The organism is Methylobacterium sp. E-016 (assembly GCF_022829745.1).
GTDB lineage: Bacteria > Pseudomonadota > Alphaproteobacteria > Rhizobiales > Beijerinckiaceae > Methylobacterium.
On sequence record NZ_JAKSYF010000131.1, the window covers coordinates 20,214 to 39,031 of the forward strand.

An 18,818-nucleotide genomic window follows, 5' to 3' on the forward strand; every position below is an offset into this window, starting at 1 on the left:
GGACTGTCAGGCGCTTGAAATCACATACCGCGGTTCATCATCCGCTTCTTCATCATGCGGCGCTTCATCATTTGCTTCCGCATCATGCGCTTCTTCATCATTATCCGGTCGCCCTGCATCATGCGGACCTGGGTGACGCCGCTCTCGGACTGGAGGCCGTTGACGGACATCGGGGCGGCGGAGGCCGAACCGGTCACGAATGCGATGCCGCCAAGGGCGGTCAGTGCGGTGAGGGCGAGTGTGAACTTCTTCATGCAAGATCTCCTGTAGTGCTGAATGCCATATTCAACCCTCGTCACAACAAAAATTTTCCGGCATTGTTCCGATATATGAAATCTCGTCAATTGATGGTTATTTGCCTTTCGGCCAAGCGGTAGAGTGTACCTAAGCAGAGCCTTCGGCACGAACGTTCTTGGGTCGTCTGTAGGCGGTACGACATCCGCTTATTTTTAGTTTCAGATTTTCACACCGGCGGTCAGGATGCCGCGCATTCTCACCCGCCCCGGCCATCGGGGAATGCCATACCGAGTAGCCTGCAAGCGGACCTTCCGACCTTGTGCAAAGGGTCGTGATCGGTCCCCGCCGGGATGTCCGCCTCCATGCACTCGCCGCCCCGAAGCGGAAAGGCAGAAAACCACCCATCCCGGACGTTTGCGGAGGGTACCAAGCATCAGATCTCCACCGCTAGCTCATGCCAGATTGAGCCGCTCATTCCATCCAAGCGAACTTGATGCCAGGTGGCCATATATGTGCACTTCTGTAGTGCTCGCATCCTCTTTGCCATTTTATATACAAAGACGACGGTAGATCTGCGATCGCGCTTTGCCAAAGCAATCCAAGAGCCGACTCATTTGCTTTGTATCGTCTGAATGAACCGAGCCATCGTTGACGATATATCATCACAGCCTTGTAGATATCGCGATATGGGTTTTCCGCGATGATTGACCGAACATTTTCAGCGAATCTATGATAGCTAATGGAGGATGGGCGTAGCCTCGTACGTTTGGTCAGATGATCGAGTCTGAAGTGATACTTCAGAAAATTAAATCCATCACTGGCGTTGCGAAGCGTGCAGCATTTGAGGCGAAACGGTCCGGCAGGGTGAGCCTTCATAAGCTCGGGAAGGGTTTTCGCAAACGCTTCTGCTTCATCGCGCGTCACAGCCGGAACCGCAAAATCGTCTCCATAGAGAACGATGCGATCGTCCAAGGTCAAAGACCTCAGCTCAGGTCCGAGAAGCAGACTGATAACGCGGTTTGACGAGCGTGCACCCTGGGGTAGTCCTTGCCGGACCGCTTCGCTAAAGGCTTTAGGGTCGGTATCGGTAGGGAGAACGGAGGGAAGCGTCACAGGGACGTCCTCTCCGATCAGGAGGCAATGACGTACCATTGCCGGAGGAAGACCGAGCCGAGTGGCGATCTCCTCTTGCTTCACGGACCTGAAGCAGGATGCGATGTCGGCGACCACAAAGTAGCGGATACCGTCGTCGATAAATTGAGTAATTCGGTCTGCGGCGATCTCAGCCCCACGACCTTTCCCCATGTAATCCAAGGGATGTGAGCCAAACTTGACGGTCAGGAGGTGGCTGGCAAGCGTCTGAAGGGTCTTACGCTTCGGCCCGAACACGCAGATCGGCCGCCAGTCGCCGCGTATCGATTTGATCCTGGGATAGGATCTAACGGGCTCCCCAGGGTCAGAGAATGGGTCGAGGACCTCGGCTATCTCGAACAGAGCCAATGGGGTCAGCGCCTCTTGCTCGTTCTTTTCCATCGAAAGAACCACGCAGCAGAGCTTTGCAGAGAACGACTTCAGGAGAATCTCCTGGGTTTTCCTGATACGCTTCCCAGATCCCGACTTTACAGCATGATTTAACCGCTGGAGCTTGTCCGCCATGTTATCAACGTGGTGTTCCATCGCATCGGCGAATGCCTTGTCGACGAGATGGTTCGCTCGGTGGAGCACGGCGGATCGGTCAATCATCGTCCCGTTCCCATTTGATTGAAATTGATTTCACTTCGAAAAATGCGGCTCAAGCTTGGCCGTGGTATTGATGGAGCGCGGATGCGATACGGAACTCACTGCGATGTGTGACTGCGGCGATGAGTGTCTGCCCAGGCATCGAGATCGTTTTCGTCGTATAGCACACGACGACCAAGCTTTATGTACGTGGGTCCTCCCCCCTGTACGCGCTTCTTATCGAGCCAGCTTTTGCTAATCCCTAATCTATGGGCGGCTTGTCCGACGGAAAGCTTGTTCATACGCTTTGGTCCTTGGAAGAGAGGTTTGCTGCAACCCTGTCAATCACAAGAACGACTGTTACCACTCCAGATAACGATGGGAAGTGCGTTCCTCTCCGGTGGTTGTGAACTCTGCCCACCCTGTGAAACGGTGGCGAACGCCAGTCTGGAAAAAGGCATTCCCACTCATCCGTTTAAGGCCGTTGACTGATTCAGAGCTGATTGAATCTTTGAGCTGATACGCTCTGATGCTCTCCGTACAGGATCGTTGTCGAGGTGTGCGTAGCGAGCAGTAGTTGCTGCCTGAGCGTGGCCGAGCAATTTGCCTACGATCGGAAGGCCCAGACCATCCGCAGCTCCGACGCTAGCGAACGTATGGCGAAGGTCGTGCAGACGTACACCTTGCAGCTGCGCTCGCCGCGTCAGAGACGACCAGATCCTCTGAAGGTCGTGACGTGGACGTTTCGGATCGTTGCCTGGCACAACGTACAATCCGTCTTGAGGCAAAGCGCCAAGGATCGCTAATGAGGCCGCGTTCAGGACGACAGGTTTGCGGCCGGTCTTCGAGTCCGGGATGAAGAGCATGCCTCGTTCGAAGTCGATGTAGGACCACTGCAGGTTAAGGATCTCGCGCAGACGGCAGCCCGTCAGCAGGAGGAGACGTACCGCAGCTACGGCAGATGGAGCGAAAACCGTCCGCCGGTTCTCAACCCGTGGCGCGTGCTTGGACTTGGGTTTGTGCGCATCCAACTCCCACGGCAGTCCCACGGTCTCGGCTTCTCTCATCGCCTCTCCAAGGCGCGTTAGTTCCGCGCTAGTGAGAAATCGTTCTCGGCTCTGCTCGGCGTAGCGATCGATGCGTTCTGCGGGATTGTGGCCCTCTGGCACGTACCCACATCGCTGCCCGAAGCCATACATACTACCTACGACGGCGAGAACGTAGTTGGCGGCTGAGGGTCGGTCCTTGAGCTTTAAGTGCAATTTAGTAACAGCTGCTCGGGTGAGCTGGTCCGCTTTTACGGTGCCGATTTCGGGCACAACGTGACTTCGTATTGCGTGTCTGTAGCCCTCAACCGTCTTCGCTTTGCGCTTCGGCTCGACGTGCTCCGCGAGAAAGGCTTCGGCCAGTTCCGATACCGTCATAGATTGGCACGATGCCGCCTTCTCGGCAGCAGGATCCTGGCCATGCGCAGCAGAGCCAAGTGCCTTTCGCGCCAGCGAGCGCGCTTCATCCGGGGTAATTTTACCGACGGCACACAGTGTCAGCTTGCGAACCGGAGCCTTGCGGCCGTGGCCTGCTCTGTACACAGCGATGTAAGACATTGCTCCATTGGGACGTACACGTATCCCGTATCCACTCAAGTCGCTGTCCCAGAGCGTGTATTCTGATGCTCCTGGCTTAAGGCTCTCAACCACCTTTTTAGTAATTCTCTGACGGTCCAATGTGTCCTCCTGGGAAGCACCGGGGAAGCACGCGCTCGGCAACCCCGTATAATCTCAGGATACAGCTTAGGAGTGATAATCGATTGTAAGCAATAGGTTAGATCGAGAATGCAAATCCATGCAAACTAGTACTACGAAGAAATTTAAATTCGTTCTTAGAACGCCGTGAGCATACCGAAGGCCGTCAGCATCTGAAGCTTTTGTTGGGGTGTTCTGAAACTCTGATTGCTGAGCTTGACGGCTCAGTGATTGGCTTTATCACCGTGGATGATGAGGGCTACATCTCGGCGTTGTACGTCGGTCGCACCCGCATTGGCGCCGGATCAGCGCTACTGCAAGCAACAGCGGATCGCCATCGACGCCTCTGGCTTCACGTTTTCCAAGAAAATGCTTTAGCTATAGAGTTTTATAAAGCGCGGGGCTTTGCGGTGGTCGATGAGGATACGCAGATCGATAGGTCAGGTCGCAGACACCGCCGGTACGCGATGGAGCGTGCCAACGGTTCCATCGTGTATCGGTAGCTGAGGAGGCTTCTGTGACGCTCGAAAATGCGCTGGCTTAGCTTCGGGTCTCACCCTGAGGCTTCGGGGTTCGTCCTTACGGAGAACCGGTCCCTCGCCGTGATCCGCTCGGCTGATAGGTCCTGGACCTCACGCTTGAAAATCTGCTGGCTGAGGAAGGTGCGCTCGATCTCGGATCGGTTCTCTTCAACATCGATGTACCAGCAGCGCCGCCGGCCGCTCCAGCGATAGCTGCGCGCCTTCAGCGCGTCCTTTGTCGCGATGGGCGAACCAGTTGCCCAAAGGCGCACCGTGGGCCTGCGGGCAGTTTCGAGCAGGCACGACAGGGCAAGGCGACCGGAGGACCTCAGTGGGGCCGCCAGCAGCGCCAGAAGGGCATGACAGTCGTCGATGGCGCGATGACCCTTATGGAACAAGCCATAGTCGGTGAGCAGATAGCCGAGCTTCATGCCCTCATGGCCCTCGTCGCGCCATGGCACCTGATGGCAGGAACAAGCCCAATTCTTCTCGATGAAGATCGGCCAACGACCTTCGCACATCTGCCGGTCGAAACTGGCATTGTGAGCGATCACCACTGCGGCGTCAGCGGCTATCTCGCGAACGGCTGCATCATCGATGCGCTGGCCAGCTACGTCGGCATCCGTGATGCCGGTCAGGCGCGTGACCTCAGGCGGGATCGGTTTGCCGGGTTGATGGAGCTGATTGAGCGTCTCGATCACCCGGTAGACGCGGCCGCTTGCGCCGTACTCGAACTTGATGATGCCAAGCTCGATCACCTCGTCGCGCGCGCGATCGATGCCCGTGGTCTCTGTGTCGAGGATCAGCCCGATGAACGTCGGCTCGTCGGCTGCATCCGTGAAATCGACAAACGGTCTGACGCGCCGCAGCACCCGGTAGTCGCCAGTGCCTTCCAGCACGCTTGCGATGTTGTCGAGGGCTTCCGTCACTTCTGTAGCGTCCAGTCCGAAGCCTCGCCATCGCTCAGCCATCGGAGGCCGCGACTCGTCGCAGGAGCAGGACAGGGTCAAGGCCTCGCAGCCAGACCTCCTAAGCTGAGTCCCCAAGGAAATTAGCGCGGCTTGGGTTCATCACATTGAGGGCCGAGCTCTCGGGCGGCTCTACGGCTTATTCGCGGCCTTCTTCGACGGCTCCGCGGGTTTGATGCTTCCTGTCTCGGAGACACGTTCACGAGCCTGATCGAGGCGCTTCTTCAAGGCGACATGCTCGCGCTGTGAACTGCCAAGCTGGCCCTTGGCCGCGTCGCGCGCGGCAACAGCTTGACCAAGCTCCTCGCGTGCGGAGGCGAGTTTGCCTTGCCACTCACGGACAAGGTCGATGTTTGCCTGCTCCAACTCTCTCTGACGATTCACAAGCGCGCTTCTTTCTGTTTGAAGCAGGCTGACTTCAGTCGTGAGATTGCGGTTGACTGACGCTTTGTTCGCGTAGGCTCCCCAACCTGCAAAGGCGAAAACCCCCAGGATGAGAGGAAGCAACTGAGCAGGTGCCGGCTTCCACGCAAAAACCATCTGGAGGTTCCGGCGCAGCAGTTCGAACAAGCGAGGCATGGACCGGCTGTCTCCTAGCGCAACTGTGCGGACCCCGCTGGTCCGAACGGTTGATCGATCAGTTTCACAACGATGCTCACGCAGCGTTAATCCTTGCTTACGGAGCCCATCACAAAGCGGCTTGCGCCGCCAACAAGAGATTGACGTCTGCTGGCTGCCGGCCTGGATGGTCGAGGCTCTTGTTGCTTTCGTACGAGGGGCTCGTCTTAAAAGACAAAAACTTGCTGAGGTTGTTCAGGCAGGCGGGTGGGGGCGGCGCGCCTCGCGCGGGCCGTCTATCTCAGGACCATGGGGCGGCAGTGATGGGGTTCGCCGCCGTGATAATATCGTCCAATGTAGTATCGCAAGATGCGTTACAAGTCATCACGAATTGGGGCTAAAATGATGCCTCAATCTGTCGTTAAAATGAATTTAAAGATCGATTGCATTTATTTATGTAATTAGATTGGCATATAAGGTGATGTTGAATTTGATCACGTCTGCGGCAAACTAACTGGGATCCCTGGTAATTTCTCCAGTTCTCTTTTCATGGCAGATAGATCGTACTCGCCGTATCGGTCGCCTACGGAACGATGGGAGTGCCCGGTGATAGCGTCCGCGATATCGGGCGCAAGGCCATGGTTGCGCGCTAGAGTCTTGAAACGGTGCCGCCACGAGTGGTTGGGGGCCAGCCGAGGATCTTTTAAACCCAAGTCGCGAACCCAGCGACCCAGCACCTTCGTACCATTGCCGCCCCGTTTGCCGAACTTATCCGGGGACAGTTCCGGGAACAGCGGGCCAGCATTCCGGCTGCTGACGAATTCGAGGAAACCCGCCGCGATCAGGGCCGAGTGCAGCGGGATCGTTCGTTCGGAGCCAATGTTTTTAAGGGAGCCTGCATCGGCATCGAACCTCAATGCGCTCGTACCCTCGATCTCGACGATATCTTCGACTCTCAACTGGCAGACCTCTGAAAGGCGGCCCTCTGTGAAGGCGCAGACCCAGGGCACCCACCGTCTCACCGCGTCTTTCTCTATCGCTGCCGCATCAAGGATGACCCTGGCTTCAGCTTCCGTGAATCCCCGTTTCCCCTGTCCAGGCTTCTGCTTCACGCTGATTGTTATGCGCTCGGCGGGATTTTCGGCAAGTCGCCTGTTATCGACACCCCATCTCAGAATCGCGCGAACAGGCGCCAACCGACTCTCTCGGATCGTCTTCGCAGCTAGGCCTGCCGCAACCAAGCTGTCCTTCCAGGCAACCAGATCGTCAGCGGTGATCCGCCCGACATCGTCGTGCTTCAGGAACGCTGAAAGCTGCGCCATAACCCGTGTCTAGTCATAGACCGTCTTCTCCGCCGGCTTCCGTTCGGCAGCCCAGCCGTTTACAAGGTCATTGAACTTGACTGACGCCTGCGTATCCATCCGCCTCGTTACAGGGGTGGGAGCGACCAGGGGCGTCTTCGGCGGTCTGTCATCTCCGGGTACATCACCAAGCGCGTGCCGCTTTAGGATCAGGCTCGCCCGCTGAATGGCCGCCGCGACAGCCTTGGCGAGAGTGCGGCGGCCGTCCGGATCGACCTGCAAACCCTTTTTCCTGATGAGGATGTCGGCCTGCTTGAGGCACCATTCCTCCATCTCGTCCTCACCGCGGTCGGCGTACTCACCGTGAAGAACCTGATGAACGACATCAGGGCGCCCCCAAAGTCCTTTCCGGCGCTGCTGCCAGAGACGATCGAAGAGGTCCGTCTGCCAGAAATTTAGGCTTGGGTTGTCGCGATGCAGGGCGATCCAACGATCTTGAGCTGGCGCAGCCAGCTCATGCGCTTCGCGCTCACTTAACGCCTTCGGGCCACCCTGGAGGGCCTCCCACCGCTCTTCGATTTCGAGAATGGCCTTGGCATGACGCCGCCGAGCCTCCTCCGGATCGTGCGTCCCAAGGCTGACCTTTTCGAGCGATTTGCCGACAAGGGCGCGCAGCCGAGCCGGTACAGCCTTGCGGACATAGTAGATGCCGCTGTCGGGATGTTTCCAGGGACGGGCCATTGGCAGAGGCATATGTACCACCCGAATGTACCAGTCGGGCCGTACGAAACCGTTGCAGGTCAGCAACTTACCGTGATGATTGAGCTTTAGGTTTAAGTGGCGGAGAGGGGGGGATTCGAACCCCCGATGGGCTTGCACCCATGCCGCATTTCGAGTGCGGTACAATCAACCGCTCTGCCACCTCTCCGCGAGGTGCCTCGTCGAGACCGGCGGTGCCTAGCATGAAGCACCGCCGGATCACAAGCCGGAATGCGATCTTTCGATCGTCGTCGCCGGCGAAGGTCGCCGTGCGCCTCAGGCTTTCGCGGCGAGCGCCGCCGCGACGACCTGGGCGAAGGCGACCGGGTCGCGCGGGGTGTCGCCGTCCTGGATGCGGGCGAGGTCGAGGAGGGTGCCGGCGGCCGGGGCGACGGCGTCCTCCGGGCCTTCGGCCAGCGCGCGGATCAGCGGGTGGCGCGGGTTGATCTCCAGGATCGGCTTGCCGCCGCCGGCGGCGCGGCCCGCCCGGCGCAGCAGGCGCTGCATCTGGAGGTCGGGGCCGCTGCCGCCGGCGGCCAGCACCACGGCGCTGTCGACGAGGCGGTCGGTGGCGCGCACGTCCGAAACGTCCTCGGACAAGGCCGCCTTGATCTTCGCGACGAGGCCCTCGATCCCGGCCGGGGGCTCGCCCGCGTCGCCGTCGCCGGCGAACTTCGAGAGGTCGAGGGCGCCCTGCGTCACCGAGCGCAGCGGCTTCTCCTCGAAGCGCGCGAGCTGCTCGGGCCAGAACGCGTCGACGTGGTCGGAAAGCAGCAGCACCTCGAGCCCGCGGGCGCGGAAGCCTTCGAGCTGGGGCGAGCGCGCGAGGGCGTCGGCGTCGTCGGCGACGAGGTAGTAGATCGCCTCCTGGCCATCCTTCATCCGCGCGACGTAGTCGGCGAGCCCGGTCCAGCCCTCGACCGCGGAGGACTTGAAGCGCAGCAGCGGCGCGATCTCGGCCCGGCGCTCGTGGTCCTCGTAGATGCCCTCCTTCACCACCGGACCGAAATTCTCCCAAAAGGCCTGGTAGCCCTCGGCGTCCTTGGCCCGGCTCGTCAGCTCGGAGAGCACCCGGCCGGTGACGGCGCGGCGGATCTTGGCCAGCGCCGGCGTGGTCTGCAGCATCTCGCGCGAGACGTTGAGCGGCAGGTCCTCGGTGTCGACCACGCCCTGCACGAAGCGCAGCCAGGACGGCAGCAGCTTGGCGTCGTCGGTGATGAACATGCGCCGGACATGCAGGCGAACCTTGCTCTCGCGCTCGCCCTCGACCGCCTGGAACGGCTTCATCCCGGGCACGAACAGCAGCGCCGAGAACTCGAGCGCGCCCTCGGCGCGCCAGTGCAGCGTCGCCCACGGCTTGTCGAAGTTCATCCCGACCGAGCGGTAGAACTCCTCGTACTGCTCCGGCGTGATCTCGGATTTCGGCTTGCGCCAGAGCGCGGTGCCCTGGTTGGCCGATTCCTCCTTGCCGTCCTCGACGATGGCGATCGGCACGGTGATGAAGTCGGCCCATTTGCGCACGAGATGGTCGAGCCGGTAGCTCTCCAGGTACTCGTCGGCGTCCTCCTTCAGGTGCATCACGATCGTGGTGCCGGGTTCCTCGCGGGTCGCCGGCTCGAGCGTGTAGCTGCCCTGGCCCTCCGAGGCCCAGGTCCAGGCCTCGTCGGTGCCCGCGCGGCGCGAGGTGACGGTGACCCGGTCGGCGACCATGAAGGCCGAGTAGAAGCCGACGCCGAACTGGCCGATCAGGCTCGGCTTCTCGTCGGGCTTGGCCTCCGCCAGCGTCTGCGAGAAGGCCCGCGTGCCCGAGCGTGCGATGGTGCCGAGGTTGGAGGCGAGGTCCTCCTTGCTCATGCCAATGCCGGCATCCGAGACCGTCAGCGTGCGCGCCGGCTTGTCGGGGGTGATCCGCACCTTCGCGTCGGCGGGCAGCGCGCTCGCCGCCGAGGTCAGCGCCTCGAACCGGCGGCGATCCATCGCGTCGGCGGCGTTGGCCACCAGCTCCCGCAGGAAGATCTCGCGGTCGGAATAGAGGGCGTGGACCACGAGATCCAGCAGCCGCCCGACTTCGGCACCGAATTCGTGCCGCTCCACCGTCTCGCTCACGTTCGTCGCTCCACTTCACAAGGCGCCGCCGGACGAAGTGGACGTCGGTTCGTCGTCGGGCAGCGCATCAGGACAGGTCCGCGCGGCGCCCTATCCCGCAGGACCCGGGGCGCGGATGCGGTGGCGATATGCCGTCGCGGCCCCGCGAATTCAATGCTGTCGCCCCCCCGCGAGCCGCGCGGGCGGCGCACGATTTTTGCGTATCCTGCGCCGATCCGGCCTATCGATGCCGCACGGTCCGCGGGCCACGCCGTCCGGGGACGATTCGGGACCGACCACCACGCCATGAGCGGGCGCCAGCACATCATCCCGATCCGCCGGGACTACAACCGCCTCGTCGCCGACGAGACGCTGGAGGATTACGCGCTGCGCTTCACCGCCAAGAAGGCGCGGCGCTGGTCCGCGTTCCAGGTGGCGCAGACGGCGCTCGGCTCGCTCTCGTTCCTGGCGCTGGAGGCGATCGGCGGCACGCTGGTCCTGGCCACCGGCTTCCCCAACACGCTGGCCGCCGTCCTCGTCGTCGGCGTGCTGATCTTCGCCACCGCCGCGCCGATCACGATCTACGCCGCCCGCTACGGCGTCGACATGGACCTGCTCACCCGCGGGGCCGGCTTCGGCTATCTCGGCTCGACCGTGACCTCGCTGATCTATGCGAGCTTCACGTTCCTGTTCTTCGCCATCGAAGCCGCGATCATGGCCTTGGCGCTGCAGCTCTGCTTCGGCCTGCCGCTGTGGATCGGCTATCTCGCCTGCGCCGCGATCGTGATCCCGCTCGTCGTCTACGGCATCCGCCTGATCAGCCGGTTCCAGATCGGGACCCAACCCTTGTGGATCGGCCTCAACCTGCTGCCGCTGGCCTGCATCGCCTGGAAGGGCGACGCGCCGCTCGCGGCGATGCTCGCCTTCCCCGGCCTCGCCCCGGGCGCGGGCACCGGACTCGACGCGGCCCGCTTCGGCCTCGCCGTCGGCGTGCTGCTGGCGCTGCTGGCGCAGGTCGGCGAGCAGGTCGACTTCCTGCGCTTCGTGCCGGAGGCGAAGGGGCGGCAGGCGGGGCGGATCGACCGGCGCTGGTGGGCGGCGGTGCTGGCGGCCGGCGCCGGCTGGATCGTGCCGGGGATGCTCAAGATCCTGCTCGGCGCCTTCCTCGCGGTGCTGGCGATGGCGCACGGCGTCGCGCCGGAGAACGCCGCCGAGCCCACGCGGATGTACGCGGTCGCCTTCGGCTACGTCACGCCCTCGCGGGAGGCCGCGCTGCTCCTGATGACCGGCTTCGTCGTGGTCTCGCAGCTCAAGATCAACCTGACCAACGCCTATGCCGGCTCGATCGCGTGGTCGAACTTCTTCTCGCGGCTCACCCACAGCCATCCCGGCCGCGTCGTGTGGCTGGTGTTCAACGTCGCCATCGCGCTGCTCTTGATGGAGCTCGGCATCGACAAGACCATCGCCAGCACGCTGCCGCTCTACGCGGTCGTGGTCTCGGCCTGGGTCGGGGCGCTGGCGTCGGATCTCGCGGTCAACAAGCCGCTCGGCCTGTCGCCGCCCGGCATCGAGTTCAAGCGCGCGCACCTCTACGCCGTCAACCCGGTGGGCACCGGGGCGATGACGCTGGCGCTGCTCGCCGGCTACCTCGCCCATGCCGGCCTGCTCGGGCACGCCCTGCAACCGTTCGCGCCGCTGCTGGCGCTCGGCGTCGCGTTCGCGGCGGCGCCGCTGATCGCCTGGGGGACGGGCGGGCGCTACTACCTCGCCCGGACGCCGAAGGCCGACTGGGGGGACTCCGAGATCGTCTGCCGGGTCTGCGAGCTGCCGTTCGAGGGCGAGGACATGGCCCATTGCCCGGCCTATGACGGGCCGATCTGCTCGCTGTGCTGCTCGCTCGACGCCCGCTGCGGAGACCTGTGCAAGCCGCACGGCAAGCTGGAGGCGCAGGCGCAAGGCGCGCTCGGCCGGATCGTGCCGGCACGCACCGCGGCCTGGATCGGCGCGCCGCTCGGGCGCTACCTCGCCCTGATGCTGACGCTGGTCGCCGTGGTCGGCCTGATCCTCGGCATCGTCCATGCCGGGGCGACGCTGGAGCATCCCGAGCACCGCGCGGCGTTGCGGGCGGCGCTGACCAGCGTGTTCTTCATCCTGATCGTCATCCTCGGCGTCGTCGCCTGGCTGTTCGTGCTGGCCCACGAGAGCCGCCGCGTCGCGCAGGCCGAGACCCGGCGCCAGACCGCGCTGCTCGAGGCCGAGATCGAGGCGCACAAGGTCACCGACGCCAAGCTCCAGGCGGCCAAGGAGACGGCGGAAGCCGCCAACCTCGCCAAGAGCCGCTACGTCGTCGGCATCAGCCACGAGCTGCGCACGCCGCTCAGCGCGGTGCTCGGCTACGCGCAGCTGCTCGAAGGCGACGTCGCGATCCCGCCCGCGCGCCAGAACGGCATCCGGGTGATCCGGCGCAGCGCGCAGCACCTTTCGGGCCTGATCGACGGCCTCCTCGACATCTCGCGGATGGAGGCGGGCCGCCTGCAGATCCACCGCGACGAGATCCGCATCGCCGACGTGCTCGACCAGATCGTCGACATGGTGCGGCTGCAGGCGCAGGCCGCGGGCCTCGACTTCCGCTTCACCCGGCCCGAGATCCTGCCCGCGGTGGTCGCCACCGACGAGAAGCGCCTGCGGCAGGTGCTGCTCAACCTGCTCTCGAACGCGATCAAGTTCACGCAGAGCGGCCACGTCGCGCTCGACCTCAGCTACCGCAGCCAGGTGGCGGTGTTCACGATCCGCGACACCGGGCCCGGCATCCCCGAGGCCGACCTCGAGCGGATCTTCGAGCCGTTCGAGCGCGGCGCGACGCCGGCCGCCGCCGGCACGCCGGGGACCGGGCTCGGGCTCACCATCGCCAACCTGCTGGCGCAGGTGATGGGCGGCGAGATCTCGGTGACGAGCGAGCTCGGCCGCGGCACCGCCTTCCGCTTCCGCCTGATGCTGGCCTCGGTCTCGCGCCCCGCGCCGACGCCGCTTCCGCTGGCCGTCCCGGCCCGGGCCTACGGCGGCGCCCGGCGGACGGTGCTGGTCGCCGACGACGATGCCGGCCACCGCGCGCTGATGCGCGAGATCCTCGAGCCGGAGGGCCTCGTCGTGATCGAGGCCGCCGACGGGGCGGCATGCCTCGCCGCGGCGCAGGCGGATCGGCCCGACCTGCTGCTCCTCGACATCGCGATGCCGGGGCTCTCGGGCTGGGCGGTCGCCAAGCGGCTGCGCGAGACCGGGTTTTCCGGGCGGATCGCGATGATGTCGGCCAACGTCCACGAGATCAGCCCGATCCGCGGCGACGACGCCCCGCACGACGCGATCATCGCGAAGCCCTTCGACCTGCGCGACTTCCTCGAGCGGATCACGCAGCTGCTCGGCCTGGAATGGTCGGGCACGCAGGAACCCGAGCCCGAGCCGCCGCCGGCCCCGGGCACGCCGCCGCCGGAGGCGCCCGCCGGGCCGTCGCCGGAGCAGGTCGGCGACCTGCTGCGCCTCGGCCGGATCGGCCACATCCGCGGCATCGAGGCCAAGCTCGCCGAGATGGCGCAGGATGCGCGCGTGCCGGGCGCCTTCGTGGCGGAGATGCGCGGCCTCGTGGCGGATTTCGACATGCGGCGCTACCTGCGCATCCTCCAGGAGATGTCCGAGCAGGCCGTGGAGCGGACGGTGGATCGGGAAGGCCTCGCCTCGGATGCCTGAGCCGCAGCGCGACATCGTCCTCGTCGTCGACGATTCTCCCGACACCCTCAGCTTCCTCACCGAGGCGATCGAGCGCTCCGGGGCCACCGTGCTCGTGGCGGTGGCGGGCGACCTCGCCCTGGCGCTGGTCGACGAGATCACCCCCGACGTGATCCTGCTCGACGCGATGATGCCGGGCATGGACGGGTTCGAGACCTGCCGCCGCCTCAAGGCGAAGCCGCAGGTCGCGCACGTGCCGGTGATCTTCATGACCGGGCTCACCGAGACCGAGCACATCGTGAAGGGGCTGGGCGCCGGCGGCGTCGACTACGTGACCAAGCCGATCGCGCCGGACGAGATCCTCGCCCGCATCCGCGTCCACCTGGCGAGCGCCCGCGCCGCCCAGAGCGCGCGTGCGGCCCTCGACACCGCGGGCCGCACGCTGTTCGCCGTGGACGCGGCCGGCGCGGTGGCCTGGTGCACGCCGCAGGCCGCGCGCCTGCTCGCCGACCTCGCGGCCGATCCCGGCGCGTCGCTCGCCCTGCCGGCGACGAGCCGCGCCTGGCTGCGCGACGCCCTGGACGGCGGCGCGGCGGCGCCCTTGAGCCTGCGCGACCGCGAGGGCCGCGCCCACGTCCTCAGCTTCATCGGCCGGACCGGCGACGAGATCCTGCTGCGCCTCTCGCGGGACGACACCGCCGCGGGCCTGGACCGCCTGCGCGATCGGCTTCGCGTCACCGGCCGCGAGGCGGAGGTGCTGCTCTGGCTCTCGCGCGGCAAGTCGAGCCGCGACATCGGCGAGATCCTGGGGCTGAGCCCGCGCACGGTGACGAAGCACCTGGAGGGCATCTACGCCAAGCTCGGCGTCGAGAACCGCACCGCCGCCTCGGTGATCGCGGCGCGGCACCTGCAGGATCTGGGGTGAGCGACGCGGCGGCGACGTGAGACATTCGACGCAGCATCACCGCTTCGAGGCGGCCGCCCGTCCCCGAACGCAAAGGAACAAGGCCACCTCCGTGAGCGCCCGCGCCTGCGCCGCGGGATCGGGTCGGCCGTGCCGCGGGCGCGCCGCGTCGCGGGGCCGCCTCACCGCTGCCGCCGGCGGGATGTGGACGAACAGCACCGGGCAGGGCTCGGCCAGGGCGCGGAAGTAGCTGGCGTTGCAGAGGTAGCGCCCGGCATCGCGCGAGCGCCCCGCCGCCAGCCCGTGCCGGCGCAGGATCGCCAGGGCCTGGGGCGCGACGAAGGCACGGCGGGCCGGCGGTCCGTCCGGATCGAGGGTGAGGTGGGCGGACGGGCGCCCCGACGCATCGGGGTAGAACCGGCTCGCCCGGTTGCAGGCCCGCGCCTCCACGCGGATGCGCTTGGCCCGGGAGGCGACGCCGAGCATCAGCACCGCCGCGGGCGCCTGCGCCAGCGTCGGCACGAGCTGCGTGCCGATCGCGTCGTAGGTGGTGTCCAGCACCCGCACCCGCAGGGCGCGACCGAGGGCCGACCTGAGGCGGCTCGACCTTTCGAGGCGGCGCGCCAGCGCCGCGCTCGGGTTGCGCGGCATGCCGGGAAACGGGCCGAACCCGGTGATCAGAAGAACCGGCGATCCGCTGGAAGCCGCCAGGCTCAAAGCCCGATCAGCTCGGCGATGGCGGCCGCGCCCGCGGCCGGCGAGGCTTCGCCCTGCGCGACGCGGCCTTCCGCCTCCGCCGTCTGCTTGCGCACCTCCGGCGTGCCGACGAGGCGCTGGTGCAGGCGCTCGTGGACGAGCGCCCACATCCACTTCACGTCCTGCTCGCGGCGCTTCCTCGCGATCTCGCCGGTGGCGGTGAGCTTCTGGCGGTGGTCGACGACGCGGTCCCACATCGCGTCGAGGCGCAGGTTGTGGAAGCCCGAGATGGTGACCACCGGCGGCGTCCAGGTGGCGGAGGCCGGCGTCAGGATGTGGAGCGCCGCGCGGTACTCGCCGGCCGCGGCGTTGGCGCGCCGCTCCGCCTCGCCGTCGTCGGCCTTGTTGACCGCGATCATGTCGGCGAGCTCGAGGATGCCCTTCTTGATGCCCTGCAGCTCGTCGCCGGCACCCGGCAGCATCAGCACCAGGAAGAAGTCGGTCAGGTCCGCCACAGCCGTCTCGGACTGGCCGACGCCCACCGTCTCGACCAGGATCACGTCGAACCCGGCCGCCTCGCACAGCAGCATGGTCTCGCGGGTCTTGGCCGCGACGCCGCCGAGCGTACCCGACGAGGGCGACGGACGGATGAAGGCGTTGGCATCGAGGGCGAGGCGGGCCATCCGGGTCTTGTCGCCGAGGATCGAGCCGCCGGTGCGCGTCGAGGACGGGTCGACCGCCAGCACCGCCACCTTGTGGCCGGCGGCCGTCAGGTTGGCGCCGAGCGCGTCGATCGTCGTCGACTTGCCGACCCCGGGCACCCCGGTGATGCCGACGCGGATCGCCTGCCCGGTCTGCGGCAGAACCGCGTCGATCAGGTCCCGCGCCAGCGCCCGGTGATCGGCCCGCTTCGACTCGGCGAGGGTGATGGCGCGGGCGAGCGCGGCCCGGTCGCCGGCGAGCAGCCGCGTGCGGAGCGCATCGATGTCGAGGGAAGGAGGCGTCATCCGCCCTTCATGCCGGGGCGGGCGGCGTTCGTCGAGGGGCACGGACCGGGTCGGCCCGCGCCGATCGCGATCCCGGCATCAGCGCCGCCGGTGCCGGACAGGACGGAGGCGGCGGTGGCCAGGCCGATCGCGCGACGCGCCGGTGACGACCTGGCGATCGAAAGGGTTTCGCGCTGTGAACACGGCGGGTCCTTTTCCGATCGTGAGGCATCCCCCTGCCCTAGACATCCCCCTGCCCTTCCGACCACCGTACGCCGCCGCCGTTCAGGAGGAGGCTCCCGGCCGCCGCGCCGGATGCCCGCAATCCACCGGACGAACGGTCACGCTTACGCCCTGCCATGGTCATGATCCTGCGGCACAGGCTAGGTCTCGGAGCCGGACACATCGCCGTCTCCCCTCGTGCCGGACAGACCCGAGATCATGCTGCGCCAGCCTCCGACCCGCCGCGCCTTCGTCCGACTCGGTGCCCTCGGGGGGGCCGCCGTGCTGGCGCCGTCCCTCGGGGGCTGCGTCACGGACAGCCTCTCGACCGGGACGGTCGCGCTGCCCGAGAGGCAGTCGGCCCTCGACGTGATGCCGGTCCTGCTCGTCGCCACCACGCGCAAGCCCGTCGGCAGCCCGCCCAAGCCCCCCTACTTCAACGCCGAGCGCGGACGCGGCCTGAGCTTCGCCGAGGTGCGGCTGTCCCCGCCCGACCGGTCGCTGCTCGGCAAGGTCTCGTCGGTGATCTCCGGTGACTGGACCATCGGCGCGGTGCCGAAGGTCGAGACCGGCCCCGGCGCGGCCAACGCCTTCGCGGAGGCCGCCCTCGGCCGCGACGTGCTGATCTACGTCCACGGCTACCGCGAATCGTTCGAGTCGGCCGCCGTCAGCGCGGCCCGACTCTCGGACGGCATCCGCTTCCGCGGCGTCTCCGGCCTGTTCACCTGGCCGTCGGCCGCCGCGACCTTCGATTACGGCTACGACCGGGAGAGCGCGCTGTGGTCGCGCGACGCGTTCGAGGACCTGCTGAAGGCCCTCGCGGCGACCCAGAGCGCGGGCAGGATCAACATCGTCGCCCACTCGATGGGGACGCTGCTGACGCTGGAGACCCTGCGGATGCTGCGCGCCGAGGCCGGCGACGCGGCGATGAATCGGATCGGTGCCGTGGTGCTCGCCGCCCCCGACATCGACATCGACCTGTTCACGGGCAGCGTCGCCAAGCTCGGCGCGGACGTGTACAAGATCACGGTGATCTCGTCGACCAACGACCGCGCGCTCGAGCTCTCCGGCGCCATCGCCGGCGGCGTCGTGCGCGCCGGCGCCGCCGACCGCGACCGCCTGGAGGCGCTGGGCGTGCGCGTCGCCGACGCCTCGGATTACGGCGGCGGCCTGATCAACCACGACCTGTTCCTCTCGAACCCCGAGGTGCAGGGCGTGGTCAAGCGCGCGATCTCGCGCGGCGGCAGCGGGGCCTGCGCACGGATCGTGCTCCGGCCCCCGCGACCGCGGGGCGGCGGGCGTCCGCCGGGCCTCATCGGTCCCGACCCATGAGACCAAGAATGAACGCTCCTCACCCCATCCGGGTCGTCATGGTCTGCGGCGGCAGTGGCTCCTCCGGCTCCTCGGCGGCCTCCGCGTCGAGGTGGTCGATCACCGCGACGGCGTCGGCCCAGACCCGGAAGCCGACCAGCGGGTTCGGGCCGAAGGTGTGGGTCAGCGGCACGTCGGCGGCGTCGCGCCCGTAGGCGACCATCACCCGGCCGATGCGCGGCGCGTTGTTGCGCGGGTCGAACACGTGCCAGCGCCCACCGAGATAGACCTCCATCCAGGCGCAGAAGTCGCCCGCCGGATGCGGCTCGGGCTCGCCGATGAAGCTGATGTAGCCGGTGCAGTACCGGGTCGGCAGGTTCAGCGCCCGGCAGAACGCCACCGCGAGATGGGTGAAGTCGCGGCAGACCCCGCGCCCGCCCTGGTAGGCGTCGAGCGCGGTGCGGTCGCGGTGGGCGAACTCGTAGCCGAAGGCGAGGTGGGCGTGGACGAAGTCGCACACCGCCTGCACCCTGGCCCAGCCGGGCGGCACGTCGCCGAACAGCCGCCAGGCCTCGTCGGCGAGCAGGTCGGATTCGCAGTAGCGGCTCGGCAGCAGGAAAAGCAGGGTCTCGGCCGGCAGGTCCTCGACGCGGTGCTGCTCGGCGTCCCGCTCGGCGGGATCGGGCAACCCGTCGTCGGCGACGACCCCGTCGGTGCCGATGGTGAACGCGCCGGCCGGCGCGATCAGGCGACCGCACAGGTTGCCGAAACTGTCCCGGTACGTCTCGACCGGCACCTCGGGATGGGTGACGATCGCATCGGGGGCCTCGAGGGCGTCGGCGCAGGAGGGATGCAGGTTGAGCATCACCACCATCGGCACGGGATAGGGGAAGGCGTAGCGCATCTCGCAGCCGAGCCTGATCCGCATCCGGGATGATCCTTCTTTCCTGGGCCGGCGCCGGCCACGCCATGCCGTCGCCGGGTCCAAGCAGGAGGCGGACCGCGGAGGGCTCGGACGGCGCGATAATTCGGGGTTGGCGGGTGTACCGTTCCCCCCTACAGCATCCCCGCGACCGGATTGAGAGCGGT

Annotated in this window: 16 protein-coding genes and 1 tRNA gene; 4 read left to right on the forward strand and 13 right to left on the reverse strand. The window is 66.1% G+C overall.

Annotation, left to right across the window (positions count from 1 at the left end; translation table 11 throughout):
• Positions 1-20 precede the first annotated feature (20 nt).
• From MKK68_RS18550 to MKK68_RS18565, 4 genes are all read right to left on the reverse strand, one after another.
• Positions 21-254, reverse strand: a complete 234-nt coding sequence (locus MKK68_RS18550; protein ID WP_244032170.1) for a hypothetical protein — start codon at positions 252-254, stop codon at positions 21-23.
• A 454-nt stretch (positions 255-708) separates the two neighbouring features.
• The gene (locus tag MKK68_RS18555; RefSeq protein ID WP_244032171.1) at positions 709-1,980 is read right to left on the reverse strand and encodes a reverse transcriptase domain-containing protein; all 1,272 of its coding nucleotides are present in this window, start codon (positions 1,978-1,980) and stop codon (positions 709-711) included.
• Positions 1,981-2,075: 95 nt separating this feature from the next.
• Positions 2,076-2,258 (reverse strand): helix-turn-helix transcriptional regulator, encoded by a 183-nt coding sequence (locus MKK68_RS18560; RefSeq protein ID WP_244032173.1) that lies wholly within the window; start codon positions 2,256-2,258, stop codon positions 2,076-2,078.
• 165 nt (positions 2,259-2,423) lie between these two features.
• Positions 2,424-3,680, reverse strand: coding sequence for a site-specific integrase (locus MKK68_RS18565; protein WP_244032175.1), 1,257 nt, complete (start codon positions 3,678-3,680; stop codon positions 2,424-2,426).
• A 203-nt stretch (positions 3,681-3,883) separates the two neighbouring features.
• Between MKK68_RS18565 and MKK68_RS29945 the strand changes: the two genes are divergently transcribed.
• A complete protein-coding gene (locus MKK68_RS29945; RefSeq protein ID WP_409567270.1) occupies positions 3,884-4,201 on the forward strand; it encodes a GNAT family N-acetyltransferase in 318 nt (105 codons plus the stop codon).
• 50 nt (positions 4,202-4,251) lie between these two features.
• On the opposite strand, the gene MKK68_RS18570 is transcribed toward MKK68_RS29945, so the two are convergent.
• The 6 genes from MKK68_RS18570 to htpG all read right to left on the reverse strand — a co-directional run bounded on the left by MKK68_RS18570 (position 4,252) and on the right by htpG (position 9,911).
• On the reverse strand, positions 4,252-5,148 hold the full coding sequence (locus MKK68_RS18570; protein ID WP_244032183.1) for a 3'-5' exonuclease: 897 nt from the start codon (positions 5,146-5,148) through the stop codon (positions 4,252-4,254).
• 171 nt (positions 5,149-5,319) lie between these two features.
• Positions 5,320-5,766: a hypothetical protein gene (locus MKK68_RS18575; protein ID WP_244032185.1), complete on the reverse strand. Its 447-nt coding sequence runs from the start codon at positions 5,764-5,766 to the stop codon at positions 5,320-5,322.
• A gap of 473 nt (positions 5,767-6,239) precedes the next feature.
• On the reverse strand, positions 6,240-7,067 hold the full coding sequence (locus MKK68_RS18580) for a site-specific integrase (protein ID WP_244032187.1): 828 nt from the start codon (positions 7,065-7,067) through the stop codon (positions 6,240-6,242).
• 9 nt (positions 7,068-7,076) lie between these two features.
• Positions 7,077-7,787 carry a DUF6538 domain-containing protein gene (locus tag MKK68_RS18585; protein WP_244032189.1) on the reverse strand — a complete coding sequence of 237 codons (711 nt, stop codon included), beginning with the start codon at positions 7,785-7,787 and terminating at the stop codon, positions 7,077-7,079.
• A gap of 97 nt (positions 7,788-7,884) precedes the next feature.
• Positions 7,885-7,974: transfer RNA gene (locus MKK68_RS18590), tRNA-Ser, on the reverse strand.
• A 107-nt stretch (positions 7,975-8,081) separates the two neighbouring features.
• Complete coding sequence (gene htpG, locus MKK68_RS18595; RefSeq protein WP_243947014.1) at positions 8,082-9,911, reverse strand: molecular chaperone HtpG; 1,830 nt, start codon at positions 9,909-9,911, stop codon at positions 8,082-8,084.
• A 285-nt stretch (positions 9,912-10,196) separates the two neighbouring features.
• Here htpG and MKK68_RS18600 point away from each other — a divergent pair, with 285 nt between their 5' ends.
• Together MKK68_RS18600 and MKK68_RS18605 are read left to right on the forward strand one after the other, a co-directional pair.
• Positions 10,197-13,631 carry an ATP-binding protein gene (locus MKK68_RS18600; protein ID WP_243947023.1) on the forward strand — a complete coding sequence of 1,145 codons (3,435 nt, stop codon included), beginning with the start codon at positions 10,197-10,199 and terminating at the stop codon, positions 13,629-13,631.
• Complete coding sequence (locus MKK68_RS18605) at positions 13,624-14,535, forward strand: response regulator transcription factor (RefSeq protein WP_243934987.1); 912 nt, start codon at positions 13,624-13,626, stop codon at positions 14,533-14,535. Before MKK68_RS18600 ends, MKK68_RS18605 begins: the two co-directional genes overlap by 8 nt.
• A 36-nt stretch (positions 14,536-14,571) precedes the next feature.
• Here the strand turns inward: MKK68_RS18605 and MKK68_RS18610 are convergent, their stop codons facing one another.
• Positions 14,572-15,231, reverse strand: a complete 660-nt coding sequence (locus MKK68_RS18610) for a peptidase C15 (protein WP_279604201.1) — start codon at positions 15,229-15,231, stop codon at positions 14,572-14,574.
• Positions 15,228-16,217 carry a methylmalonyl Co-A mutase-associated GTPase MeaB gene (meaB, locus tag MKK68_RS18615; RefSeq protein ID WP_243947029.1) on the reverse strand — a complete coding sequence of 330 codons (990 nt, stop codon included), beginning with the start codon at positions 16,215-16,217 and terminating at the stop codon, positions 15,228-15,230. The genes MKK68_RS18610 and meaB overlap by 4 nt, the downstream gene beginning before the upstream one ends.
• A 420-nt stretch (positions 16,218-16,637) precedes the next feature.
• On the opposite strand from meaB, the gene MKK68_RS18620 reads away from it, so the two are divergent.
• On the forward strand, positions 16,638-17,750 hold the full coding sequence (locus tag MKK68_RS18620) for an alpha/beta hydrolase (RefSeq protein WP_244032357.1): 1,113 nt from the start codon (positions 16,638-16,640) through the stop codon (positions 17,748-17,750).
• Between the two features lie 19 nt (positions 17,751-17,769).
• On the opposite strand, the gene MKK68_RS18625 is transcribed toward MKK68_RS18620, so the two are convergent.
• Positions 17,770-18,657, reverse strand: a complete 888-nt coding sequence (locus MKK68_RS18625; protein WP_147728880.1) for a transglutaminase-like domain-containing protein — start codon at positions 18,655-18,657, stop codon at positions 17,770-17,772.
• Between the last annotated feature and the right edge of the window lie 161 nt (positions 18,658-18,818).